Consider the following 20,026-nt stretch of genomic DNA (forward strand, 5'->3'; position numbering starts at 1 on the left):
TCTCGCGCCGAAGCCTACTGCGCCTTCCCGGCGCCCCGACTGGCCGTACGGGACCTTCGCCCCGGCCTGTGGACCGCCGGTGCGTTCCGCGTCGCGTCACATGAAGTTCGGCCGGTGTGTCGGCAGGGTCAGAGGAGTCCGCCGAACAGCCCACCGTGCGCCATGCCGATGAAGAAGCCGATGCCCGCGGCACCGAGACCCAGGATCAGACCGAACCGCTCACGTGTGGTCTCCGAGATCCACTGTCCGAAGGCGCCGGTCAGGATGCCGATCAGGCCGGTCCAGGAGCTGAGCAGGTGCAGACTGTGGAAGAACGACGTGATGAGGGCCGTCAGCCCGAGGAGCAGCGTCACCCCGAGCAGGACGTCCTGGATCGGATGGCGCTTGTCGTCGGTGGCGAAGAGGGATCCGGCGGTGTTGGGTCGCAATGCCTGTGCCATGGGGCACCTCCTGCGGAAGGCGGCGCATCGTAGCGCCTTACACACCCGATGTGTACAGATTGACGGCCCCCGCGACCGGATTTCAACCGGAAGCCGGTGTGCGGGTAGTGTGTACCGTCTGCACCGGTGTCTGCCCGGGTCACGGTGGGGGGAATCCCGGCGGGACCCCCTGATTGTCAGTGGCGGCCGATACCGTTGCGTACGCATCACAACCCTCCTGCCACGGAACGACCGTGGCCGCTGAGTCCAAAGGAGGTGGGTTCCACATGCGTCACTACGAGGTGATGGTCATCCTCGACCCCGATCTTGAGGAGCGTGCTGTCTCCCCGCTGATCGAGAACTTCCTGTCCGTCGTCCGTGACGGCGGCGGCAAGGTCGAGAAGGTCGACACCTGGGGTCGTCGTCGTCTCTCGTACGAGATCAAGAAGAAGCCCGAGGGCATCTACTCGGTCATCGACCTGCAGGCCGAGCCTGCGGTCGTCAAGGAGCTCGACCGCCAGATGAACCTGAACGAGTCGGTCCTCCGGACCAAGGTCCTCCGCCCCGAGACCCACTGAGCCCCGGCTCAGTCGACCTCGGGATTCGAGTAGCAAGCAGCCAGAGCAAACCCGCCGAGAGGTTCCCCATGGCAGGCGAGACCGTCATCACGGTCGTCGGCAATCTTGTCGATGACCCCGAGCTGCGCTTCACCCCGTCCGGTGCGGCGGTCGCGAAGTTCCGCGTCGCGTCCACTCCTCGCACCTTCGACCGTCAGACGAACGAGTGGAAGGACGGCGAAAGCCTCTTCCTGACCTGCTCGGTCTGGCGTCAGGCGGCGGAGAACGTCGCCGAGTCGCTTCAGCGAGGCATGCGCGTCATCGTGCAGGGCCGGCTGAAGCAGCGGTCCTACGAGGACCGTGAGGGCGTCAAGCGCACGGTCTACGAGCTGGACGTCGAGGAAGTCGGCGCCAGTCTCCGCAGCGCCACGGCCAAGGTCACCAAGACCTCCGGTGGCGGCCGCGGCGGCCAGGGTGGTTACGGCGGCGGCGGTGGTGGCGGCCAGGGTGGCGGCGGCTGGGGCGGCGGCCCCGGTGGCGGCCAGCAGGGCGGCGGCGCTCCCGCCGACGACCCGTGGGCGTCCGGCGCTCCCGCCGGTGGCGGCCAGCAGGGCGGTGGCGGCGGCGGCTGGGGCGGAGGCTCCGGCGGCGGAGGCGGCTACTCGGACGAGCCCCCCTTCTAGGTCTTCGGACCAGGGACGGGCCGTACCCACACTTCTTGATCACACAGGAGAAACACCATGGCGAAGCCGCCTGTGCGCAAGCCTAAGAAGAAGGTCTGCGCTTTCTGCAAGGACAAGGTCACGTACGTGGACTACAAGGACACGAACATGCTGCGGAAGTTCATTTCCGACCGCGGCAAGATCCGTGCCCGCCGCGTGACCGGCAACTGCACTCAGCACCAGCGTGATGTCGCCACGGCCGTCAAGAACAGCCGTGAGATGGCGCTGCTGCCCTACACCTCCACCGCGCGCTAAGGGAAGGGTGACCGACTCATGAAGATCATCCTCACTCACGAGGTCTCCGGCCTCGGTGCCGCGGGCGACGTCGTCGAGGTCAAGGACGGTTACGCTCGCAACTACCTGATCCCGCGGAAGTTCGCGATCCGCTGGACCAAGGGCGGCGAGAAGGACGTCGAGCAGATCCGTCGCGCTCGCAAGATCCACGAGATCCAGACCATCGAGCAGGCCAACCAGGTCAAGGCCCAGCTTGAAGGCGTGAAGGTCCGTCTGTCCGTCCGCTCGGGCGACGCGGGCCGTCTCTTCGGTTCCGTCACCCCGGCCGACATCGCTTCCGCGATCAAGGCGTCCGGTGGCCCCGAGGTCGACAAGCGCCGCATCGAGCTGGCCGCCCCGATCAAGACCCTGGGCGCCCACGAGACGTCCGTGCGTCTGCACCCCGAGGTGGCCGCCAAGGTCAGCATCGAGGTCGTCGCGGCCTGATCGCCGCACCCTGCTGGAAGCAGTCACGGAAGGGGCCGCACCCATGACGGGTGCGGCCCCTTCCGCATGGGCCCCTCTGGTCGATCGGTGGCGGGTGATCGCGTTTCACGTGAAACGCGACCACCCGCTGTGTTTCACGTGAAACGGTCAGCGGGTGGCACCCGTGACGATCCAGCGGCCCGAACGGGAACGCAGCCAGAGCGTCAGCATGCGGACCGTCATCATCAGCGTCATGGCGGCCCAGATCGCGGTGAGCCCACCGCCGAGTACGGGAACGAGCAGGGCGACCGGGGTGAACACCGCGAGCGTGAGCACCATCGCCCCGGCGAGATAGGGGCCGTCCCCCGCGCCCATCAGAACGCCGTCCAGAACGAAGACCACCCCGCAGATCGGCTGGGACAGCGCCACCACGAGCAGTGCGGGCAGCGCGGCGTCCCGGACGACCGAGTCACCGGTGAACAGGGGCAGAAAGAGCGGGCGCGCCACGACCACCAGCAGTCCCAGGGCCAGACCGACCGCGATGCCCCACTGCACCATCCGGCGGCAGGCGTCCCGGGCTCCCTGGGGATCGTCCGCGCCCAGATAGCGACCGATGATGGCCTGGCCGGCGATCGCTATGGCGTCGAGAGCGAAGGCCAGCAGGCTCCAGAGCGACAGGACGATCTGGTGGGCGGCGATGTCGGCATCTCCCAGGCGGGCCGCGACGGCCGTGGCGATCATGAGAATCGCCCGCAGCGAGAGCGTACGGACGAGCAAGGGGAGGCCGGCTTGGGCGGAGGCTCTGATGCCGGCGGCATCGGGCCGTAGCGGTGCTCCGTGCTCGCGCGCGCCCCGGATGACCACGACGAGGTAGGCCGCTGCCATCCCGCACTGGGCGATGACCGTGCCCCAGGCGGACCCCGCGATGCCGAGCCCGGCGCCATAGACGAGTCCGGCGTTGAGGGCCGCGTTGGCGATGAAGCCCGCCACGGCGACATAGAGCGGTGTCTTGGTGTCCTGGAGACCGCGCAGCACACCGGTGGCGGCGAGCACGATCAGCATGGCCGGGATACCGAGGGAGGAGATGCGGAGGTAGGTGGTCGCATACGGTGCCGCGGTGGCCGAGGCGCCGAGGAGATCCACGATGGCCGGTGCCAGGGGCACAACGACGGCGATGACGGCGAGTCCCAGCAGCAGTGCAAGCCAGATGCCGTCCACGCCCTGGCGGATGGCGGCCGGGAGGTCGCCCGCGCCGACCCTTCGAGCCACCGCCGCCGTGGTGGCGTAGGCGAGGAAGACGAAGATGCTCACGGCGGTCGTCAGGAGCGCCGAGGCGACGCCGAGGCCGGCGAGCTGGGCCGTGCCCAGATGGCCGACGATCGCGCTGTCCGCCATGACGAACAGGGGCTCGGCGACCAGTGCGCCGAAGGCCGGAACGGCCAGTGCGACGATCTCTCGGTCGTGCTGTCGACGGGTGTCCCCGGGTATGGCGGAAGCCTGTGGCATGGGCGCTAATCTAATCGTCCACAGGTAAGAGATGCAAACCACTTGTGGTCCTTACTTTGAATGTCACGGAGTGTGCTCTCGTGCACGGTTCGAAGCGATCTTGGTCCGACTGGGGAAGTTTTTCTTCTGCACAGCCGGTGGATGGGAAAGTCGCTGGTCAAGGCGGTTTCGGCGAGGGGTGCGCGGGCTTGTTCACAGGGCTGTCCACCGCGTCGTGCACAGGTTTTGCCGAGTTCTCCACAGCATCGGGGCCGTCGTCCACATGGCCTGTGGATAACCAGATTGGCTGACGGTGCCGAGGGGCCTACCGTGGTCCGGCGCCCGCTTGCCTCACCGACCTCGGAACCCTCACAAAACCGACGCGGCAGAACCGGAGTTGGGCGTCCTATTTGTCAGTGCCGTGCCGTAGAAATGAGGGGCACGGCGAGGTCCGCTCGGCGGACGGGAGGAGGTGGCTCGGTGAGCATTTCCGAGCCCTTGGACGACCCGTGGGCCGACAGCGGACCCAGTGATCGTCTGCCCGCCTCCCGCCGCCGCGGTGACGCCGGCCCGAGCCGGGACGAGCAGCACGAACGGGGCCGGGAGAGCGGCGGCTGGGACGGCGGCGGTTCGTCGTTCGAGCGGGTGCCGCCGCAGGACCTCGACGCCGAGCAGTCCGTCCTCGGCGGCATGCTGCTGTCCAAGGACGCCATCGCCGATGTCATCGAAGTCCTCAAGGGCCACGACTTCTACAAGCCCGCGCACGAGACGATCTACCAGGCGATCCTCGACGTCTATGCGAAGGGCGAACCGGCCGACCCCATCACCATCGCCGCGGAACTCACCAAACGCGGCGAGATCAACAAGGTCGGCGGCGCGTCGTATCTGCACACGCTCGTCCAGACCGTGCCGACAGCGGCGAACGCCGAGTACTACGCGGAGATCGTCCATGAGCGGGCGGTCCTGCGCCGGCTGGTCGAGGCGGGCACCCGCATCACCCAAATGGGATACGCGGCCGACGGGGACGTCGACGAGATCGTCAACCGGGCCCAGGCCGAGATCTACGCGGTCACCGAGCAGCGCACCAGCGAGGACTATCTGCCGCTCGGCGACATCATGGAGGGCGCCCTCGACGAGATCGAGGCGATCGGCTCGCGCAGCGGCGAGATGACGGGGGTGCCCACCGGGTTCACGGACTTCGACTCCCTGACGAACGGTCTGCACCCGGGCCAGATGATCGTCATCGCGGCGCGACCCGCCATGGGCAAGTCGACGCTGGCGCTGGACTTCGCACGGGCCGCCTCGATCAAGCACAACCTGCCGAGCGTGATCTTCTCGCTCGAAATGGGCCGCAACGAGATCGCGATGCGTCTGCTGTCCGCCGAGGCGCGCGTCGCCCTGCACCACATGCGGTCCGGGACGATGACCGACGAGGACTGGACCCGGCTGGCCCGCCGTATGCCGGACGTCTCGGCCGCCCCCCTTTACATCGACGACTCCCCGAACCTGTCGATGATGGAGATCCGCGCCAAGTGCCGTCGGCTGAAGCAGCGCAACGACCTCAAGCTGGTCGTCATCGACTACCTCCAGCTGATGCAGTCCGGGGGCTCCAAGCGGGCCGAGAGCCGTCAGCAGGAGGTCTCGGACATGTCCCGAAACCTCAAGCTGCTCGCCAAGGAACTGGAGCTTCCCGTCATCGCCCTCTCCCAGCTCAACCGAGGCCCCGAGCAGCGCACCGACAAGAAGCCGATGGTCTCCGACCTGCGTGAGTCCGGCTCCATCGAGCAGGACGCCGACATGGTCATCCTGCTGCACCGCGAGGACGCCTACGAGAAGGAGTCACCCCGCGCGGGCGAGGCCGACCTGATCGTCGCCAAGCACCGTAACGGCCCCACGGCGACCATCACGGTCGCCTTCCAGGGGCATTACTCGCGGTTCGTGGACATGGCCCAGACCTGATCCGTCGGCGTGTAGGGTCTCGGATTTCGTGGCCAGATCCGCTGACACCGCGGGAAGCTGCTCAGCGTCTCGTCTCGTACCTGGTCAGGACCACGCCGCCGGGAAACGTCCGCGTCTCCACCAGGTTCAGGTTCACCCAGCTGTCCAGCGCGATGAAGAACGGCGTGCCGCCGCCCACCAGGACCGGATGGGCGGCGATCACATACTCGTCGATCAGCCCGGCGTGCATGGCCGCCCCGGCGAGCGTTGCGCCGCCGATGTTCATTGGGCCGCCGTCCTCGGCCTTGAGCCGGGTGATCTCGGCGATCGCGTCGCCGGTGACCAGGCGGGTGTTCCAGTCGACCTTGTCGATCGTCGATGAGAACACCACCTTCGGCGTGTCCCGCCAGTTCCGCGCGAACTCGATCTCCGCCGGGGTGGCGCCCGGCTGCTGGTCGCCGGTCGACCAGTAGGAGCTCATCGTCTCCCATAGCTTGCGCCCGTACAGCGACAGGCCACTCGCCTGCTCGTGGTCGAGCCAGAACTGGAACAGCTCGTGGCTCGGCGGTCCGCTCCAGCCGATGTCGTCGCCGGCCGCGGCGATGTAGCCGTCCAGGGTCAGGTTCATGCCGTAGATCAGTTTCCGCATGGCCCAGCCTTCCGTCCGTGGGTGTCCGGCGTATAGACCAGCGCGGCGCGGAAAACTCATCGGCCGCGAGGAAATGCCACGGATTCGAGACTGATCACGGGCGCCAAGGGGCGGCGCGGAAATGGACTCGACGCGTGTGCCCCGAGCGGATGGACTGGGGGCATGACGACATCTCCAGAAGAACTGCTCCCCGCCACGCGGCGGTCGCTGCTGCACCGGATCGCCGTGGCGCAGGCCGAGGGGCGGGCGCCCTCGCTGGTGGCGGCGGTCGTGCGGGACGGACGGACCGTGTGGCACGGCTCCCGTAGCTCGATGGACGGGCACGCACCGGATGAGAACGTGCAGTACAGGATCGGGTCCATCACCAAGACGTTCACGGCGGTTCTCGTGTTGCGGCTGCGTGACGAGGGCGCGCTGGACCTGGGCGATCCGCTGGAGAAGCATCTGCCGGGCACCGGCGCGGGGGAGGCCACCATCGCCGAACTGCTTGCGCACACGGGCGGGTTGGCGGCCGAGTCGCCGGCCCCTTGGTGGGAACGGACCCCCGGCGCGCTGCGTCCCGAGCTGAGCGATGTGCTCGGTGAAAGGCCCCTCCTGCATCCGGTCGGCCGGCGGCACCACTACTCGAACCCGGGCTACACGCTGCTCGGCGCCCTGGTGGAGGAGGTGCGCGGCGCCCCCTGGGAGGAGGTGCTTCACCGGGAGGTGCTGGAGCCCCTGGGCTTGGACCGGACCGGCGCCCAGCCCCGGGCCCCGCATGCCGGCGGCTGGGCCGTCCACCCCTGGGCCGATGCCCTGCTGCCCGAGCCGGTGGAGGACCTGGGCCGGATGGCGCCGGCCGGTCAACTGTGGTCCACCACCGGCGACCTGGCGCGGTTCGCGGTCTTCCTCGCCCAGGGGGACGACCGGGTGCTGAGCGCGGACACCGTGCGGGAGATGCGGAGGCCCGCGGCGCCGGCCGAGGCGGCCGATGTCATGGACGGCGCCACCTATGGTCTCGGCCTGCAGATCCAGCACCGTCATGGTCGGCTGCTGGTGGGGCACTCCGGGTCGCTTCCCGGCTTCCTGGCGAATCTCACGATCAGTGTCACTGACGACGTGGCCGCCGTGGTGCTGGCCAACTGCACCTCCGGGCCGCTGCTCGGCACGGTGGGCGCCGATCTCGTGCGGATCGTCGCCGAGGCCGAGCCGAGGATCCCCGAGCCATGGCGGCCGATGCGTGAAGTCGATCCCTCGGTACTGGAGTTGGCGGGGCAGTGGTACTGGGGCACGCATGGCTATGGCCTGCGGGTGACGGCCGATGGGCGCCTCTCGCTGAGCCCGCTGTCCGGCCAAGGCCGCAGTGCGCGCTTTCGGGCCAACGGTGACGGCACCTGGACCGGGCTGGAGGGCTACTACGACGGGGAGCTTCTGCGGGCCGTACGGCGCCCGGACGGGTCGGTGAGCCATCTGGACCTCGGCTCGTTCGTGTTCACGCGGCAGCCGTACGACGACGGCGCCGCCGTTCCCGGCGGGGTGGATCCCGAGGGATGGCGGGGGATCGGTTAGCCGGCCTTGTCCGGGGGTGGCCTGTTTCACGTGAAACAGGCCACCCCCGGTGGCTCAGAGCTGAAGCTTGAAGCCCGTGTGTGAGGCGGCGAATCCAAGCCGCTCGTAGAAACGGTGCGCATCGGTGCGTGTGTTGTCGGAGGTCAGCTGCACCAACTGGCAGTTCTGGCGGCGGGATTCCTCGATCGCCCACTCGATGAGCCGCGTGCCCAGACCGCTGCCGCGCGCGTCGGCATGGATGCGTACGGCCTCGATGATCGACCGGGTGGCACCGCGTCGCGAAAGCCCCGGAATGATCGAGAGCTGGAGGGTGCCGACGACACGGCCGTCCATCACGGCGACGACCAGGTGCTGGTTCGGATCGGCGTCGAGCCGCTTCAGGGCGGCCAGATACGGCGCTGGATCGTCCGGGGACTCCCGCTGAGCCCCCAGCGGATCGTCGGCGAGCATGCCGACGATGGCGGGGACGTCGTCGGCGACGGCGGTGCGTATCGCGAGATCTGCCATACCCGCACCTTATGCGGGCACCTTCAGTGACTCGACGACCCGTACGAGCGGGGCCAGTTCCGGATTGGCGGCCGCCTCGTCCAGGGCCTCGCGCAGCGCCGTGTCATTGGTCGGCCGTGCCTGTGTGAGCAGGGCGAGTCCCGCCTCCGTGACGTTCGTGTAGATGCCGCGCCGGTCGGTCGGACACAGATAGCGCTCCAGCAGGCCGCGGTCCTCAAGCCGGGTGACCAGCCGGGTGGTGGCGCTCTGGCTCAGGACCACCGCGTCGGCGACCTGCTTCATCTGCAGATGGCCCCCCTCGCCGTCGTGCTGTCGGCTGAGCACGTCGAGCAGCGAGTACTCGCGCACGCTCAGACCGTGCCCGGCCTGCAGGGCGCGCTCGATGTGCGCCTCGATCCTCCCGTGCAGCAGGGAGAGGGCGCACCAGCCCTGGGCAAGGGCGGTGAGCGAGGGGTCGGTCGCTGTCATGGCGTTTCCTCCGTCCCGGAGCGGCTGAGACCAGGATAGAGCAGTCCCGCAATTGCCTGCGGTTGCATATAGCCCGCGTCTGCAACTATTGTGAACGCACGCAAAGCGCATCTGCAATCGTCAGGGAAGGGTTGTCCCCTCATGCCTCTCGCGCTCCTGGCCCTCGCGATCGGGGCCTTCGGAATCGGAACGACCGAATTCGTGATCATGGGTCTGCTGCCCGAGGTGGCGGGCGACTTCGGCGTCTCCATCCCCACCGCGGGCCTGCTCGTGACCGGCTACGCGCTCGGCGTGGTGATCGGCGCCCCGCTGATGACCGTGCTCGGCACCAAGGTTCCGCGCAAGCGGATGCTGATGCTGCTGATGGGTCTGTTCATCGCCGGGAACCTGTTGTCCGCCCTCGCCCCCGCCTTCGCGGTCATGCTGATCGGGCGGGTGATCGCCTCCCTGGCCCACGGCGCGTTCTTCGGTATCGGATCGGTCGTCGCCGCGGAGCTGGTCGCCCCGAACAAGAAGGCCGGGGCCATCGCGATGATGTTCACCGGGCTGACCGTCGCCAATGTGGTCGGTGTGCCGCTGGGCACGCTCATCGGACAGCACGTCGGCTGGCGGGTGACCTTCGGTGTCGTCGCGGCCCTCGGCGTCGTCGGCCTGGTCGGCATCGCCCGGCTGGTGCCCGAGATGCCCAGGCCCGAGGGGGTGCACCTGCGCCACGAACTGGCCGCCTTCAAGAACGTCCAGGTGCTGCTGGCTATGGCGATGACCGTCCTCGGCTTCGGCGGGGTCTTCGCGGCCATCACCTACATCGCGCCGATGATGACCCATGTCGCCGGTTTCGCGGACGGCTCTGTCACCTGGCTGCTGGTGCTCTTCGGCCTCGGCATGGTCGCCGGCAACCTCATCGGTGGCAGGTTCGCGGACCGCGCCCTGATGCCCATGCTGTATGTCTCCCTGGGCGCCCTGGCCGTCGTGCTCGCCCTCTTCACGGCCACCGCCCACCACAAGATCGCTGCGGCCGTGACCATCGCGCTGATCGGAGCCCTGGGCTTCGCCACCGTGCCGCCGCTGCAAAAGCGCGTCCTCGACCAGGCGCACGGTGCTCCCACGCTGGCCTCGGCCGTGAACATCGGGGCCTTCAACCTGGGCAACGCCCTCTCCGCCTGGCTCGGCGGCATCGTGATCTCGGCGGGCTTCGGCTACACCGCCCCCAACTGGGTCGGCGCCGCCCTCGCGGCGGCCGCGCTGCTGCTCGCCTTCCTCTCGGCCGTACTGGAGCGCCGGGGCTCCGCCGCCGGCACCGTGGTGGCGGGCGGCGCGCCCACCACCCGACGGACGGCCGCACACCACTGAGCCGGCCTCGGCCGGGAACGAAACACGCCTTCCGCAACACCTTCAAGGAGAAGCCCCATGAGCAGCACTGCTGCCGTCGCCCCGCTCACCACCCAGGACGCCGAGACCCTGATCGGCGCGGCCCGTACGGCGGCGGAGGCGGCCGGAGTCACCGTCAGCGTCACCGTCCTGGACGCGGGCGGCCATCTGCTCGCCTTCCGCCGGGACGACCGGGCGGTGCTGATCTCCGGGGAGACCAGCACCCGCAAGGCATACACCGCGCTCCAGCTGAACGCGCCCACCGCCGACCTGGTCGACGCCGTACAGCCCGGCGGACTCTTCCACACCCTGCCCACCGCGCTCGACCGGCCCCTGCTGTTCATCGCGGGCGGCGTCCCGGTGCACCGCGACGGCCGGCTCATCGGTGCGATCGGCGTGGGCGGCGGCGCGCCCGAGCAGGACCACGGCTTCGCCCTCGCCGCCGTCAGCGCACTCGCCTGATCGCTCCTCCCGCCCCGGACAACGCCGGCTCCCGCTTCGCAGCGGAAGCCGGCGTTCGTCGTCCGCGAACGTTCCTCAGCCCGCCGCCAGGGTCAGCGGCGCGAACCGCCGGGTCCAGTCGCCGGGCAGATCCGTGCTGCCGTATGTCATCACCGCGTTGAAGGCCACGGACGCCAGCCCGCATTCCTTCGCCCAGGCCAGCAGCTCCTCGTGCCGTACGTCGATGTCGGTGCGCAGCGGGCGGTCGGTGTGGGCGGCGAGGGCGGTGATCAGGGCCTTCGCCGTCTCCGTGTCACGGGCGATCAGCGGACCGACGACATGGGTGTCCATATTGGGCCAGGCGCCCGCGTAGCCGATGATCCGGCCGTTGTCCTCGGCGACATACAGCCGGTCGGCGAAGGCGGGGAGCCGGGTGATGACGGGGGTGCGATCGATGCCGAACACCTCCTCGTCGAGTCGGACGACCGAGGGCAGGTCCTCGGCGGTGGCCGCACGGGTCGCGACCGGGGACGGCGGCCCCTGAGGGCTGAAACGCCCGCGCACCATCTCCGCGCGACCGATGACCTTGAAGCCCAGCTCCTCGTACAGGGGGCGGCCGTACGGGGTCGCGTACAGCGTCAGGGGTGTGGTTCCCATCATCGATACGACATGGCGCATCAGCCGGCGTCCCACGCCCTGTCGGGCGTGCCGCTCGGCGACCAGGACCATGCCGACCGCAGCGAGGTCGGGATGGTCCTGAGGACCGTACTCCGTGACGACACAGGCGGCGACGAGACCGCCGTCGGGGTCATCGATGCCGTGCCCCCTTCCTGCCGTGAGGAGGAAGCCCCACTTGTGTTCCTCGCGAGGCCACCCCCGATCCTCGGACAAGTCGGCGCAGGCGCTGAGATCGCGGGGCGTCAGGCGTCGGATGGGCAAGGAGGCGAGGGAAGGAGTTGGCACGCAGGTCAGGCTGTCCGAACAGCACCCCTGACGTCTACCTGTTTCGGGTAGACACACGTTCTTTTGGCCATGGCGCGGTCGTCGGCACGGTGAGCCGATACGGATGTTTCACGTGAAACCGGGATCGAGATCAGGACGGGGCCGGCGCAGAACGCCTGGCAGCGGGCGGGATGAGATCTGCGGGATGCCGGTGAATTGGTGCGCCGCGCCCGGTAATTGAGGGAATCCATGGTTCGCCCGTTGTTCGATTCGTGAGGGAGGAAGGAGGGACTTGTGTGCACGGCGGCTGCCGGTATGGTCGACTCCGGTTCATGTCCGGGGTGGGGTTCACACCGCTCGGAACGCGAACGCCGTGGTGGCTTCACCGGCCGCCGGGGCGAAGCGAGAAGGCAAGCCGTCCGCGGGGAAAGCAGGCACTTCCCGATCGAGGAAGTGCGCGGGCGGACCGAAAGATGTTCGAGGCGAGGCACACCATGGACGCTCCGACCACCACGTCGGCGGACAACCGCACTTCCGGCGGGGGCGGCTGGTTCACGCCCCGCCGAATGCCGCCGGCCGCGCCGTCGGACGGCGATCAGGAGCCGCAGGAGGGCCGGCGCCCGGCCGTGCTGCGACCGGTGGGCCGCCGCACGCCGGAGACCCACGAGCACCCGTCCGCGACCGCCCACGCCGCTCCTGCCCCCGGCTCGTCGCCCTCCGGAACATCGTCCCCGGGCTCGTCCACCCTGGGTTCGTCCTCCACGGGCTCGCCGGCCCGAGGCTCGTCACCCCCCGGTTCGTCGTCCCCCGGCTCGACGACCGCCACGGGCGAGGCCCCGGAGTCAGTGGGTGAAACGCCACCGGCCGCCGAGCGAATACCGGGGCCCGACCCCTCACCCTTCGAGGCGCCGGCCACCCCGCCCGACCCGCCGCAACGCGAACAGCGTGTCCCCGCTCAGCGTTCCGCGCCCTCCTCCCCACCGGCCTCACCGGACGCCCTTCTCATCCGCCGCACCATGGCCGAGGTCGGCCCGGTCGCCGACAAGGTCACCTCGTACTTCTACGCGCTCCTCTTCGTGCGCCACCCCGATCTGCGGCAGCTGTTTCCGGCCGCGATGGACACCCAGCGGGACCGGCTCCTGAAGGCTCTGCTGACCGCGGCCGAGCACATCGACGACACCCCCGTCCTCATCGACTATCTGCAGCACCTCGGCCGTGGCCACCGCAAGTACGGCACCCGGGCCGAGCACTACCCGGCCGTCGGCGAGTGTCTGATCGGCGCGCTGACCAAGTACGCCTCCGCCGTCTGGGACGCGGAGACGGAGGCGGCGTGGGTGCGGGCGTACACGACGATGTCGCAGGTGATGATCGACGCGGCGGCCCTGGACGAGATGCGCTCCCCGGCCTGGTGGCACGCGGAGATCGTCAGCCATGAACTCAGGACACCCGACGTGGCGGTCGTCTCCGTCCGCCCGGACCAGCCCTATCCCTTCCTCGCCGGGCAGTACACCAGCCTGGAGACCCCCTGGTGGCCGCGGGTCTGGCGGCACTACTCCTTCGCCTCGGCGCCGCGTTCGGACGGGCTGCTGACGTTCCATGTGAAGGCCGTCCCCGCGGGCTGGGTCTCCAACGCCCTCGTGCACCGCGCCCGCCCGGGCGACACCATCCGGCTCGGCCCGCCGGCCGGCTCGATGACCGTCGACCACACCTCGGACAGCGGTCTGCTCTGCCTCGGCGGCGGCACCGGCATAGCGCCCATCAAGGCGCTCGTCGAGGACGTCGCCGAGCACGGCGAGCGCCGCACGGTCGAGGTGTTCTACGGCGCCCGCACCGACCACGACCTGTACGACATCGACACGATGCTCCGGCTCCAGCAGGCCCACCCCTGGCTCTCGGTCCGGGCGGTCATCGACCAGCAGGCGCATCTCCGGCTCCCCGACGCCATCCGCGAGTACGGCCCCTGGAACGAGTACGACGCCTATCTCTCGGGGCCGCCCGGGATGATCCGCAGCGGGGTCACCATGCTGCGGAACGCAGGCATCCCGGCCGAGCGCATACGCCACGACTCGGTCGAGGAACTTGTCGCCGTCGTGGACTGAACGGTCAGCCGAGGTCCGGGGCGTGCATGGCGCGCACCCCTTCGATATTGCCGTCCAGATAGTGCCGCAGCGACAGCGGCACGAGATGGACGGAGGCGATGCCGACACGGGTGAACGGCACCCGCACGATCTCGTACTCGCCCAGGGGCTCGTCCACTTCAGGGCCGTGGCGCAGGGCCGGGTCCATGGACTCCAGTCGGCAGACGAAGAAGTGCTGCACCTTCACACCGGTCGCGCCGCCGTCCTCGCCGATGTGCTCCACGGTGTCCACGAAACAGGGCACCACATCGGTGATCTTGGCGCCCAGCTCCTCGTACACCTCGCGGTGCAGGGCGTCGACGACGGTTGTGTCCTTCGGCTCGACCCCGCCACCGGGGGTGACCCAGTAGGGATCGATTCCGGGCTTGGTGCGCTTGATCAGAATCAGGTCGTCGCCGTCCAGGAGGACGGCGCGTGCGGTGCGCTTGACCACGGGTCGGACGGTCATGGAGGAAATGTGGCCCGGCTGGTTCCACGTGAAACATCGCAAAGTGCCACGGCCCGACTGCACGGTGTGACCCGGCCATGGGCCGTTCAGTCCCAGTCCGTGGCCGCCCGCAGGAGCCATTCGTGTGCCCGCGCGATGTGCGGCATGGCGAGGGTGCCGGTGCGTACCACCAGGAAGTATGTGCGCAGCGGTGGCACCGGGGGTTCGTGCAGCGCGATCACCTCGCCGCGGTCGAGGGCGTAAGCACACAGATAGCGGGGCAGGACGGCCAGGCCGGCGCCCGCCGTCGCACACGCGAGGACCGCTCGCAGATCGGGGACGATCACGGTGCCCGAGGCGGCCGGGCGGCAGTCGAAGACGGAGGCCCAGTACCGGGAGACGAAGGGCAGCGACTCATGGACCTCGACGACGGGCAGGTTCTCCAGGGCGGGCGCCTCTTTGCCGTGCAACCGACCGGCGTCGACTTCCTCGGCCCAGCGCGGGGCGGCGACCAGGACGTGCTCCTCGTCGCACAGCGGGGTCGCCGTGAGCAGGGCACCGCGGGGGCGGGCCGTGCCGATGGCGAGATCGTGATGTCCGGCGGCCAGCCCCTCCAGGATCTCCTCGGCGTTGCCGAAGGAGGCGCGGAGGGCGAATCCCTGGCCGTCGTCGCCGGTGAGTTCCGTGAGCGCCGGGAGTGCACGTTCGGCGGTGAACTCGGGCGGGCCGGCCAGATGCAGGGTGCGCGGGGCGGACTCGTCGTCCAGACCGGTCTCGGTGATCTCCACCAGGGCGTCGAGATGCGGGGCGGCCTTGTGGGCGAGTTCGTCGCCGATGGTCGTCGGGGTCACCCCGCGGGCCTGGCGCAGGAACAGCGGGCGGCCCAGTTGCCGCTCCAGCGTCCGGATCTGGGAGGTGACCGCCGGCTGGGACAGACCCAGCAGCGCGGCGGCACGGGTGAAGGAACCGGCCCGGTGCACGGTCACGAAGGTGCGCAGCAAGGCCAGATCCATGGCATGCCCTCCCCTTCCGCTGCCCGCTGCGCGGCCCCCGGCAGGGCCAACGATAAATAAGTCGATAGGTCTCTGTCGCTACTGTGATTGGACACTGACAGAGAGTCAACTAGCCTTGTTGGCGCGGTTCTTCGCGCGCAGAACCGCGGCGGTCCGAGCCACGAGGGGGGAGGCTCGGACCGCCCGTCATCCGGTCACGGAGCCGACTCGTCCAGCGCGCGCAGCAGATCGGCCACCAGGTCCTCGGGGTCCTCGGCGCCGACCGACAGCCGGATGAACCCCTCCGGGACCGGGTCTCCGCCCCAGCGGCCACGGCGTTCGGCCGTGGACCGGACTCCGCCGAAGCTCGTCGCGTCTTCGACCAGCCGCAGCGCCTCCAGGAAACGCTCGGCACGCGCGCGCGTGGGCAGCGTGAAGGAGACCACGGACCCATAGCGCCGCATCTGCCGCGCGGCGACCTTGTGCGCGGGGTCCTCGGGCAGCCCCGGATAGCGCAGACCGGCCACCTCGGGCCTGTCCCGCAGCGCCCGGGCGACGGTGAGCGCCGTGGCGTCCTGCCGGTCCACGCGCAACTGGAGCGTGGCGATGGAACGGTGCGCGAGCCAGGCCTCCATGGGCCCCGAGATCGCCCCGACGATCTTGCGCCAGCGGCGCACGGCGGCCATCGCCTCCGGATCGCGCCCGGCGACATAGCCCAGCAGCACGTCCCCGTGGCCGGTGAGCTGCTTGGTGCCGCTGGCCACCGAGAAGTCCGCGCCCAGCTCCAGGGGGCGCTGCCCCAGCGGCGTGGCAAGGGTGTTGTCGACGGCGACCAGGGCGCCACGCGCGTGTGCCGCCTCGGCCAGGCGCCGGATGTCGCACACGTCGAGCCCGGGGTTCGACGGCGTCTCGATCCACAGCAGCTTCGCCCCGTCCAGCGCGTCGAGCTGGGCGTCGCCCGCGGTCGGCGCGGTGCGCACCTCGATGCCGTACGCCTCCAGCTGGGCGCGCACCAGCGGCAGCACCTGGTAGCCGTCCGAGGGCAGCACGACCGTGTCGCCGGCGCGCAGCTGGGAGAAGAGCACCGACGAGATGGCCGCCATGCCGGAGGCGAACACCAGCGTCTCGACACCGTCCCGCCCGGGCGCCTCCAGCTCGCCGATGGCGTCTTCCAGCAGCGTCCAGGTCGGGTTGTCGTCACGGCCGTAGGCGTAGGGGCCCGTCACCTCGCCGGGAAGATGGAAATGGGCGGCGAAGACAGGCCCGGGCAGCGTCGGCTCGTGTTTGACCGGCTCGGGCAGTCCGGCACGGACCGCGCGTGTGCCGTCGCCGGGCCGGCCGGCGTCCTCGGTGGTCTCGCTCATGCGGCCCGTCCCTCCAGATGGTCGCGTACGGCGGCGAGCAGCCCCGTGCTCGCCGCCTCCACCATCTCAAGGCACTCCGCGAAGTCGTCCGGCCCCCCGTAGTACGGGTCGGGCACGTCGAGGTCGTCCCCGGCGCCGGGGTCGTACGAGCGCAGCAGCCGCACCTTGCGCGCGTCCTCCTCCGTGGGTGCCAGGCGGCGCAGGGCCTTGAGGTGTCCGGAGTCGAGGGCGATCACCAGGTCGAGCCGGGAGAACCAGGACGGCTGGAACCGCCGGGCCGTGTGGTCGAGGTCATAGCCGTGTTCTTCCAGGACGGCGACGGTGCGCGGATCGGCGCCCTCGCCCTCGTGCCAGCCGCCGGTGCCGGCGCTGTCGACCTCCACGAGATCCGCGAGTTCCGCCTCCGCCGTGCGGGCGCGGAAGACGGATTCGGCCATCGGGGAGCGGCAGATGTTGCCGGTGCAGACGAAGCAGACGCGGTAGGTCATCGCGGGTTCAGTCCCTGCCTTCGGGCAGGACGAGGTTCAGCGCCCAGGACACGATCGAGATGATCAGGCCGCCGAGGACGGCGGTCCAGAACCCCTCCACGTGGAAGCTCAGCTGGAGCTTGTCGCACACCCATGAGGTCAGCAGCAGCATCAGTGCGTTGACCACCAGGGTGATCAGGCCGAGCGTCAGGATGAACAAGGGGAAGGTCAGGACCTGCACGATCGGCTTGACCAGGAAGTTCACCAGGCCGAAGATCAGGGCGACGACGATCAGCGTACCGATCTTCTTGGCGGTGCTGTCGCCTGTCAGGGTGATCTTGTCGAGCAGCCATACGGCGACGGCCAGGGCACCCGCATTGGCGATCGTCTTGACTACGAAATTCTTCATGTGTCTGATCGTGGCAGACGAGATCGGCGACGAGCAGCGGGGCGAGGGCGGCAAGGGCGATGAAGGCATTCCGGCTGGACGAACTGGAGGCGGAGCGCGCCGCCAACGAGGGCGCTTACCTGCAGTTTCTGCGCGAACGGAACATGTCGGTCGGTCTGTACGCGCTCAATGCGGGCGAGCACGACCCGCAGCAGCCGCACCGCCAGGACGAGGTGTACTTCGTCGTGAGCGGCCGTGCCTCGATCACCGTCGGCACGGAGACGACACAGGTGGCGCGCGGCAGCGTGGTGTACGTGCCGGCCGGCGTGCCCCACAAGTTCCATCACATCAGCGAGGATCTGCGGGTCCTGGTGGTCTTCTCTCCGCCCGAGGCGTGACCTGGGCCGCGAGGATCCCTAGGGGAACGGTCAGGGGCGGACAAGGGGTGCGAGGCACCCGCGGCGGCACCCCGCGGCCCTAGCATCGAGAGCGGGACATCGACGGCCATCGAGACTTCGACCGGCGTCGAGGCCCCTCGGACACGTGGAGCGTGTCCGGGAACACCTGGCAACGCAGAGAAGGACGAGGGCAATGCGAGAGATCTTCGCGGGACTGCCGTGGTGGGTGAAGTGGGTCGCGGTGCCGGTCATCGCCCTGGTCGTGTTCGGCGGTCTGATCGCGACCGTGGTCGGCTTCGTGATCGGCCTGCTCTTCAAGGCGCTGATCTTCGTGGCGCTGGTCGGCGGACTCATCTACGTGGTGCGGAAGTTCATGTCCAGCTCCTCGTCGCGCGGCGACTGGTGAGCACTCTGGGAGAACGGTGGCGGTAACAGGAATCACCGGTTCCCTCGCGCGAGGGAAGTTTCCCGGCGGACCGGCCCACTGCCGCGGCCGACGGTTAGAGTCCGGAGATCCACGCGGGGTCCAGCCCCTCCGGGCGGTGCAGGCCCCACCCGGGTGCCCCCGCACGGGCTGCCCCTCGCGCTTCGGGAGTGACCTTGGCCACGGTTGACACCGCACCCACGGAGACGCCCGCGTCTCCCTTTCCGGCGCCCACCGCCGCGCCCCCCGTGCCGCGGCCGCCCGCCGCGGCCATCCCCGAGCAGCCGCACTCCGCGACCCTCATCGGATCCGTGCAGCGCGCGATGCGCCTGCTGGAGTGCGTCGCCGGGCACGAGTACGGAGCGCCCGCCAAGCAACTGGCCCGCGAGACCAAGCTGGCGCTCCCCACGGCGTACCACCTGCTGCGCACCCTCGTGCACGAGGGCTATCTGCGGCGCGAGAAGGGGCTGTTCTTCCTCGGTGACGCGGCCGTGCGGCTGAGTGGCAGCGGTGCGAAGCAGAAACGTCGCAGCACGGTGGCCGCCACGCTCGCTCGCTGGCGCGACTCCATCGGCGCCCCCGTGTACTACGCCGTGTACCGCGAGGGTGAGATCGACGTCGTGTGCGTCTCCGACACCCCGGGCAACCCGGCGGTCGAGGAGTGGGCCGACTTCCGCGAGACCGGGCACGCGCACGCGATCGGCCAGTGCCTGCTGTCCCAGTTGGACGACGCGGCGCGCCGCGACCACCTCGACCGCTACCCGGTGCAGTCCCTCACCCCGTACACCGTGCGTGACGACCACAGCCTGCTGCGGCGTCTGGAGCGGATGCGGCGGATGGAACCGGTGACGGAGCGGCAGGAGTACGCACTGGGCACGGTCTGCGCCGCCGTGCCGATCACGGTCGGTGCCACGGCGGCCACGATGGCCATCTCGATGCCCGCCCGCCAGGCCGACCGGCTGCTGCCCGCGGTGGAGCAGCTGCAGGCCGGGATCGGACGCCATCTTGGGGCGCTCGCGCTCTCTATCAGTATCTGAAAACTCACTCCTTGTGATCTGTCGCATACGTTCAGCAAGATGCCCTCAGCGGCAGTGGGGTCATTCGAGGCCGGTCGGCGTTACACGACGGGGTAGGCGATGCGCGAGTCCGTACAGGCAGAGGTCATGATGAGCTTTCTCGTGTCCGAGGAGCTCTCTTTCCGCATTCCGGTGGAGCTGCGGTACGAGACCTGTGATCCCTATGCCGTACGGCTGACCTTCCATCTGCCCGGGGACGCCCCGGTGACCTGGGCCTTCGGGCGGGAGCTGCTGGTCGACGGCGTGGGCAGGCCGTGCGGGGACGGGGATGTGCACATCGCGCCCAGCGATCCCGACGTTCTGGGTGAGGTGCTGATCCGGCTTCAGGTCGGCGGCGACCAGGCCGTGTTCCGCTCCTCGGCGCCACCGCTGGTGGCGTTCCTGGACCGTACGGACAAGCTGGTGCCGCTGGGCCAGGAGGGGGCGCTGGCCGACTTCGACGCCCATCTCGACGAGGCCCTGGACCGCATCCTGGCCGAGGAGCAGAGCGCCGGCTGAGGCGTCCTGCGCCGCCGCAGAGACCGCTTGAGCGTGCCGCACCGATTGTGCAGGAACGCTTCTTCTTGTCCGTTTGCGGCCTTCCGTCGGCTCCCCCGCGTCCGCCGCGCG

The 20,026-nt window shown here is 69.6% G+C and carries 24 protein-coding genes; 13 read left to right on the forward strand and 11 right to left on the reverse strand.

Annotated features, from left to right (window positions below; all coding sequences use genetic code 11):
- Positions 1–128 precede the first annotated feature (128 nt).
- The gene (locus ACIRFL_RS04245; protein WP_404023713.1) at positions 129–440 is read right to left on the reverse strand and encodes a hypothetical protein; all 312 of its coding nucleotides are present in this window, start codon (positions 438–440) and stop codon (positions 129–131) included.
- Between the two features lie 266 nt (positions 441–706).
- On the opposite strand from ACIRFL_RS04245, the gene rpsF reads away from it, so the two are divergent.
- The 4 genes from rpsF (at position 707) to rplI (ending at position 2,418) form a co-directional block, all read left to right on the forward strand.
- Complete coding sequence (gene rpsF / locus ACIRFL_RS04250; RefSeq protein WP_004985983.1) at positions 707–997, forward strand: 30S ribosomal protein S6; 291 nt, start codon at positions 707–709, stop codon at positions 995–997.
- 68 nt (positions 998–1,065) lie between these two features.
- The gene (locus ACIRFL_RS04255; RefSeq protein ID WP_404023714.1) at positions 1,066–1,659 is read left to right on the forward strand and encodes a single-stranded DNA-binding protein; all 594 of its coding nucleotides are present in this window, start codon (positions 1,066–1,068) and stop codon (positions 1,657–1,659) included.
- A 57-nt stretch (positions 1,660–1,716) separates the two neighbouring features.
- On the forward strand, positions 1,717–1,953 hold the full coding sequence (gene rpsR / locus ACIRFL_RS04260) for a 30S ribosomal protein S18 (RefSeq protein ID WP_003949403.1): 237 nt from the start codon (positions 1,717–1,719) through the stop codon (positions 1,951–1,953).
- An 18-nt stretch (positions 1,954–1,971) separates the two neighbouring features.
- Positions 1,972–2,418 carry a 50S ribosomal protein L9 gene (gene rplI / locus ACIRFL_RS04265; protein WP_404023715.1) on the forward strand — a complete coding sequence of 149 codons (447 nt, stop codon included), beginning with the start codon at positions 1,972–1,974 and terminating at the stop codon, positions 2,416–2,418.
- Positions 2,419–2,565: 147 nt separating this feature from the next.
- Here the strand turns inward: rplI and ACIRFL_RS04270 are convergent, their stop codons facing one another.
- Positions 2,566–3,903, reverse strand: a complete 1,338-nt coding sequence (locus ACIRFL_RS04270) for an MATE family efflux transporter (protein WP_404023716.1) — start codon at positions 3,901–3,903, stop codon at positions 2,566–2,568.
- A 459-nt stretch (positions 3,904–4,362) separates the two neighbouring features.
- On the opposite strand from ACIRFL_RS04270, the gene dnaB reads away from it, so the two are divergent.
- The gene (gene dnaB / locus ACIRFL_RS04275) at positions 4,363–5,841 is read left to right on the forward strand and encodes a replicative DNA helicase (RefSeq protein WP_404023718.1); all 1,479 of its coding nucleotides are present in this window, start codon (positions 4,363–4,365) and stop codon (positions 5,839–5,841) included.
- A gap of 61 nt (positions 5,842–5,902) precedes the next feature.
- Here the strand turns inward: dnaB and ACIRFL_RS04280 are convergent, their stop codons facing one another.
- Positions 5,903–6,469, reverse strand: a complete 567-nt coding sequence (locus ACIRFL_RS04280) for a dihydrofolate reductase family protein (RefSeq protein ID WP_404023720.1) — start codon at positions 6,467–6,469, stop codon at positions 5,903–5,905.
- Between the two features lie 162 nt (positions 6,470–6,631).
- Here ACIRFL_RS04280 and ACIRFL_RS04285 point away from each other — a divergent pair, with 162 nt between their 5' ends.
- Complete coding sequence (locus ACIRFL_RS04285; RefSeq protein ID WP_404023721.1) at positions 6,632–8,017, forward strand: serine hydrolase domain-containing protein; 1,386 nt, start codon at positions 6,632–6,634, stop codon at positions 8,015–8,017.
- A 54-nt stretch (positions 8,018–8,071) separates the two neighbouring features.
- Here the strand turns inward: ACIRFL_RS04285 and ACIRFL_RS04290 are convergent, their stop codons facing one another.
- On the reverse strand, positions 8,072–8,524 hold the full coding sequence (locus ACIRFL_RS04290) for a GNAT family N-acetyltransferase (RefSeq protein WP_404023722.1): 453 nt from the start codon (positions 8,522–8,524) through the stop codon (positions 8,072–8,074).
- Positions 8,525–8,533: 9 nt separating this feature from the next.
- Entirely contained in the window at positions 8,534–8,992 is a 459-nt protein-coding gene (locus tag ACIRFL_RS04295) for a MarR family winged helix-turn-helix transcriptional regulator (RefSeq protein WP_404023724.1), read from the reverse strand.
- A gap of 141 nt (positions 8,993–9,133) precedes the next feature.
- Between ACIRFL_RS04295 and ACIRFL_RS04300 the strand changes: the two genes are divergently transcribed.
- Both ACIRFL_RS04300 and ACIRFL_RS04305 read left to right on the forward strand, forming a co-directional pair.
- Positions 9,134–10,342, forward strand: a complete 1,209-nt coding sequence (locus ACIRFL_RS04300) for an MFS transporter (protein WP_404023725.1) — start codon at positions 9,134–9,136, stop codon at positions 10,340–10,342.
- A 57-nt stretch (positions 10,343–10,399) separates the two neighbouring features.
- Positions 10,400–10,822, forward strand: a complete 423-nt coding sequence (locus ACIRFL_RS04305) for a heme-binding protein (RefSeq protein WP_404023727.1) — start codon at positions 10,400–10,402, stop codon at positions 10,820–10,822.
- Positions 10,823–10,897: 75 nt separating this feature from the next.
- Here ACIRFL_RS04305 and ACIRFL_RS04310 read toward each other — a convergent pair whose 3' ends face one another.
- Positions 10,898–11,764: a GNAT family N-acetyltransferase gene (locus tag ACIRFL_RS04310; protein WP_404023729.1), complete on the reverse strand. Its 867-nt coding sequence runs from the start codon at positions 11,762–11,764 to the stop codon at positions 10,898–10,900.
- A gap of 452 nt (positions 11,765–12,216) precedes the next feature.
- Between ACIRFL_RS04310 and ACIRFL_RS04315 the strand changes: the two genes are divergently transcribed.
- Positions 12,217–13,842, forward strand: a complete 1,626-nt coding sequence (locus tag ACIRFL_RS04315) for a globin domain-containing protein (protein WP_404023730.1) — start codon at positions 12,217–12,219, stop codon at positions 13,840–13,842.
- Positions 13,843–13,846: 4 nt separating this feature from the next.
- On the opposite strand, the gene ACIRFL_RS04320 is transcribed toward ACIRFL_RS04315, so the two are convergent.
- From ACIRFL_RS04320 to ACIRFL_RS04340, 5 genes are all read right to left on the reverse strand, one after another.
- Positions 13,847–14,329, reverse strand: a complete 483-nt coding sequence (locus tag ACIRFL_RS04320) for an NUDIX domain-containing protein (RefSeq protein WP_404023732.1) — start codon at positions 14,327–14,329, stop codon at positions 13,847–13,849.
- An 86-nt stretch (positions 14,330–14,415) separates the two neighbouring features.
- Entirely contained in the window at positions 14,416–15,321 is a 906-nt protein-coding gene (locus tag ACIRFL_RS04325) for a LysR family transcriptional regulator (protein ID WP_404023733.1), read from the reverse strand.
- Positions 15,322–15,515: 194 nt separating this feature from the next.
- Positions 15,516–16,664: a cystathionine gamma-lyase gene (locus ACIRFL_RS04330; protein WP_404023735.1), complete on the reverse strand. Its 1,149-nt coding sequence runs from the start codon at positions 16,662–16,664 to the stop codon at positions 15,516–15,518.
- A complete protein-coding gene (locus tag ACIRFL_RS04335) occupies positions 16,661–17,152 on the reverse strand; it encodes a low molecular weight protein-tyrosine-phosphatase (protein ID WP_404023737.1) in 492 nt (163 codons plus the stop codon). Before ACIRFL_RS04335 ends, ACIRFL_RS04330 begins: the two co-directional genes overlap by 4 nt.
- A 7-nt stretch (positions 17,153–17,159) precedes the next feature.
- Positions 17,160–17,540, reverse strand: a complete 381-nt coding sequence (locus ACIRFL_RS04340) for a phage holin family protein (protein ID WP_404023738.1) — start codon at positions 17,538–17,540, stop codon at positions 17,160–17,162.
- A 59-nt stretch (positions 17,541–17,599) separates the two neighbouring features.
- Between ACIRFL_RS04340 and ACIRFL_RS04345 the strand changes: the two genes are divergently transcribed.
- From ACIRFL_RS04345 to ACIRFL_RS04360, 4 genes are all read left to right on the forward strand, one after another.
- Complete coding sequence (locus tag ACIRFL_RS04345) at positions 17,600–17,917, forward strand: cupin domain-containing protein (protein WP_404023740.1); 318 nt, start codon at positions 17,600–17,602, stop codon at positions 17,915–17,917.
- Positions 17,918–18,110: 193 nt separating this feature from the next.
- Positions 18,111–18,323 (forward strand): DUF5326 family protein, encoded by a 213-nt coding sequence (locus ACIRFL_RS04350; protein WP_351730797.1) that lies wholly within the window; start codon positions 18,111–18,113, stop codon positions 18,321–18,323.
- A gap of 194 nt (positions 18,324–18,517) precedes the next feature.
- Positions 18,518–19,378 carry an IclR family transcriptional regulator gene (locus ACIRFL_RS04355; protein WP_404023742.1) on the forward strand — a complete coding sequence of 287 codons (861 nt, stop codon included), beginning with the start codon at positions 18,518–18,520 and terminating at the stop codon, positions 19,376–19,378.
- Positions 19,379–19,477: 99 nt separating this feature from the next.
- Positions 19,478–19,915 (forward strand): SsgA family sporulation/cell division regulator, encoded by a 438-nt coding sequence (locus ACIRFL_RS04360; protein ID WP_404023743.1) that lies wholly within the window; start codon positions 19,478–19,480, stop codon positions 19,913–19,915.
- Positions 19,916–20,026: the final 111 nt, after the last annotated feature.

It is taken from the genome of Streptomyces sp. NPDC102462, assembly GCF_044765425.1.
Classification (GTDB): domain Bacteria; phylum Actinomycetota; class Actinomycetes; order Streptomycetales; family Streptomycetaceae; genus Streptomyces.

Bases quoted from the DNA above. Each gene is read 5' to 3' on its own strand.
- ACIRFL_RS04245 (WP_404023713.1), bottom strand. From the start codon at position 440: ATGGCACAGGCATTGCGACCCAACACCGCCGGATCCCTCTTCGCCACC.
- rpsF (WP_004985983.1), top strand. From the start codon at position 707: ATGCGTCACTACGAGGTGATGGTCATCCTCGACCCCGATCTTGAGGAG.
- ACIRFL_RS04255 (WP_404023714.1), top strand. From the start codon at position 1,066: ATGGCAGGCGAGACCGTCATCACGGTCGTCGGCAATCTTGTCGATGAC.
- rpsR (WP_003949403.1), top strand. From the start codon at position 1,717: ATGGCGAAGCCGCCTGTGCGCAAGCCTAAGAAGAAGGTCTGCGCTTTC.
- rplI (WP_404023715.1), top strand. From the start codon at position 1,972: ATGAAGATCATCCTCACTCACGAGGTCTCCGGCCTCGGTGCCGCGGGC.
- ACIRFL_RS04270 (WP_404023716.1), bottom strand. From the start codon at position 3,903: ATGCCACAGGCTTCCGCCATACCCGGGGACACCCGTCGACAGCACGAC.
- ACIRFL_RS04280 (WP_404023720.1), bottom strand. From the start codon at position 6,469: ATGCGGAAACTGATCTACGGCATGAACCTGACCCTGGACGGCTACATC.
- ACIRFL_RS04285 (WP_404023721.1), top strand. From the start codon at position 6,632: ATGACGACATCTCCAGAAGAACTGCTCCCCGCCACGCGGCGGTCGCTG.
- ACIRFL_RS04290 (WP_404023722.1), bottom strand. From the start codon at position 8,524: ATGGCAGATCTCGCGATACGCACCGCCGTCGCCGACGACGTCCCCGCC.
- ACIRFL_RS04295 (WP_404023724.1), bottom strand. From the start codon at position 8,992: ATGACAGCGACCGACCCCTCGCTCACCGCCCTTGCCCAGGGCTGGTGC.
- ACIRFL_RS04300 (WP_404023725.1), top strand. From the start codon at position 9,134: ATGCCTCTCGCGCTCCTGGCCCTCGCGATCGGGGCCTTCGGAATCGGA.
- ACIRFL_RS04305 (WP_404023727.1), top strand. From the start codon at position 10,400: ATGAGCAGCACTGCTGCCGTCGCCCCGCTCACCACCCAGGACGCCGAG.
- ACIRFL_RS04315 (WP_404023730.1), top strand. From the start codon at position 12,217: ATGTTCGAGGCGAGGCACACCATGGACGCTCCGACCACCACGTCGGCG.
- ACIRFL_RS04320 (WP_404023732.1), bottom strand. From the start codon at position 14,329: ATGACCGTCCGACCCGTGGTCAAGCGCACCGCACGCGCCGTCCTCCTG.
- ACIRFL_RS04325 (WP_404023733.1), bottom strand. From the start codon at position 15,321: ATGGATCTGGCCTTGCTGCGCACCTTCGTGACCGTGCACCGGGCCGGT.
- ACIRFL_RS04330 (WP_404023735.1), bottom strand. From the start codon at position 16,664: ATGAGCGAGACCACCGAGGACGCCGGCCGGCCCGGCGACGGCACACGC.
- ACIRFL_RS04335 (WP_404023737.1), bottom strand. From the start codon at position 17,152: ATGACCTACCGCGTCTGCTTCGTCTGCACCGGCAACATCTGCCGCTCC.
- ACIRFL_RS04340 (WP_404023738.1), bottom strand. From the start codon at position 17,540: ATGAAGAATTTCGTAGTCAAGACGATCGCCAATGCGGGTGCCCTGGCC.
- ACIRFL_RS04345 (WP_404023740.1), top strand. From the start codon at position 17,600: ATGAAGGCATTCCGGCTGGACGAACTGGAGGCGGAGCGCGCCGCCAAC.
- ACIRFL_RS04350 (WP_351730797.1), top strand. From the start codon at position 18,111: ATGCGAGAGATCTTCGCGGGACTGCCGTGGTGGGTGAAGTGGGTCGCG.
- ACIRFL_RS04360 (WP_404023743.1), top strand. From the start codon at position 19,478: ATGCGCGAGTCCGTACAGGCAGAGGTCATGATGAGCTTTCTCGTGTCC.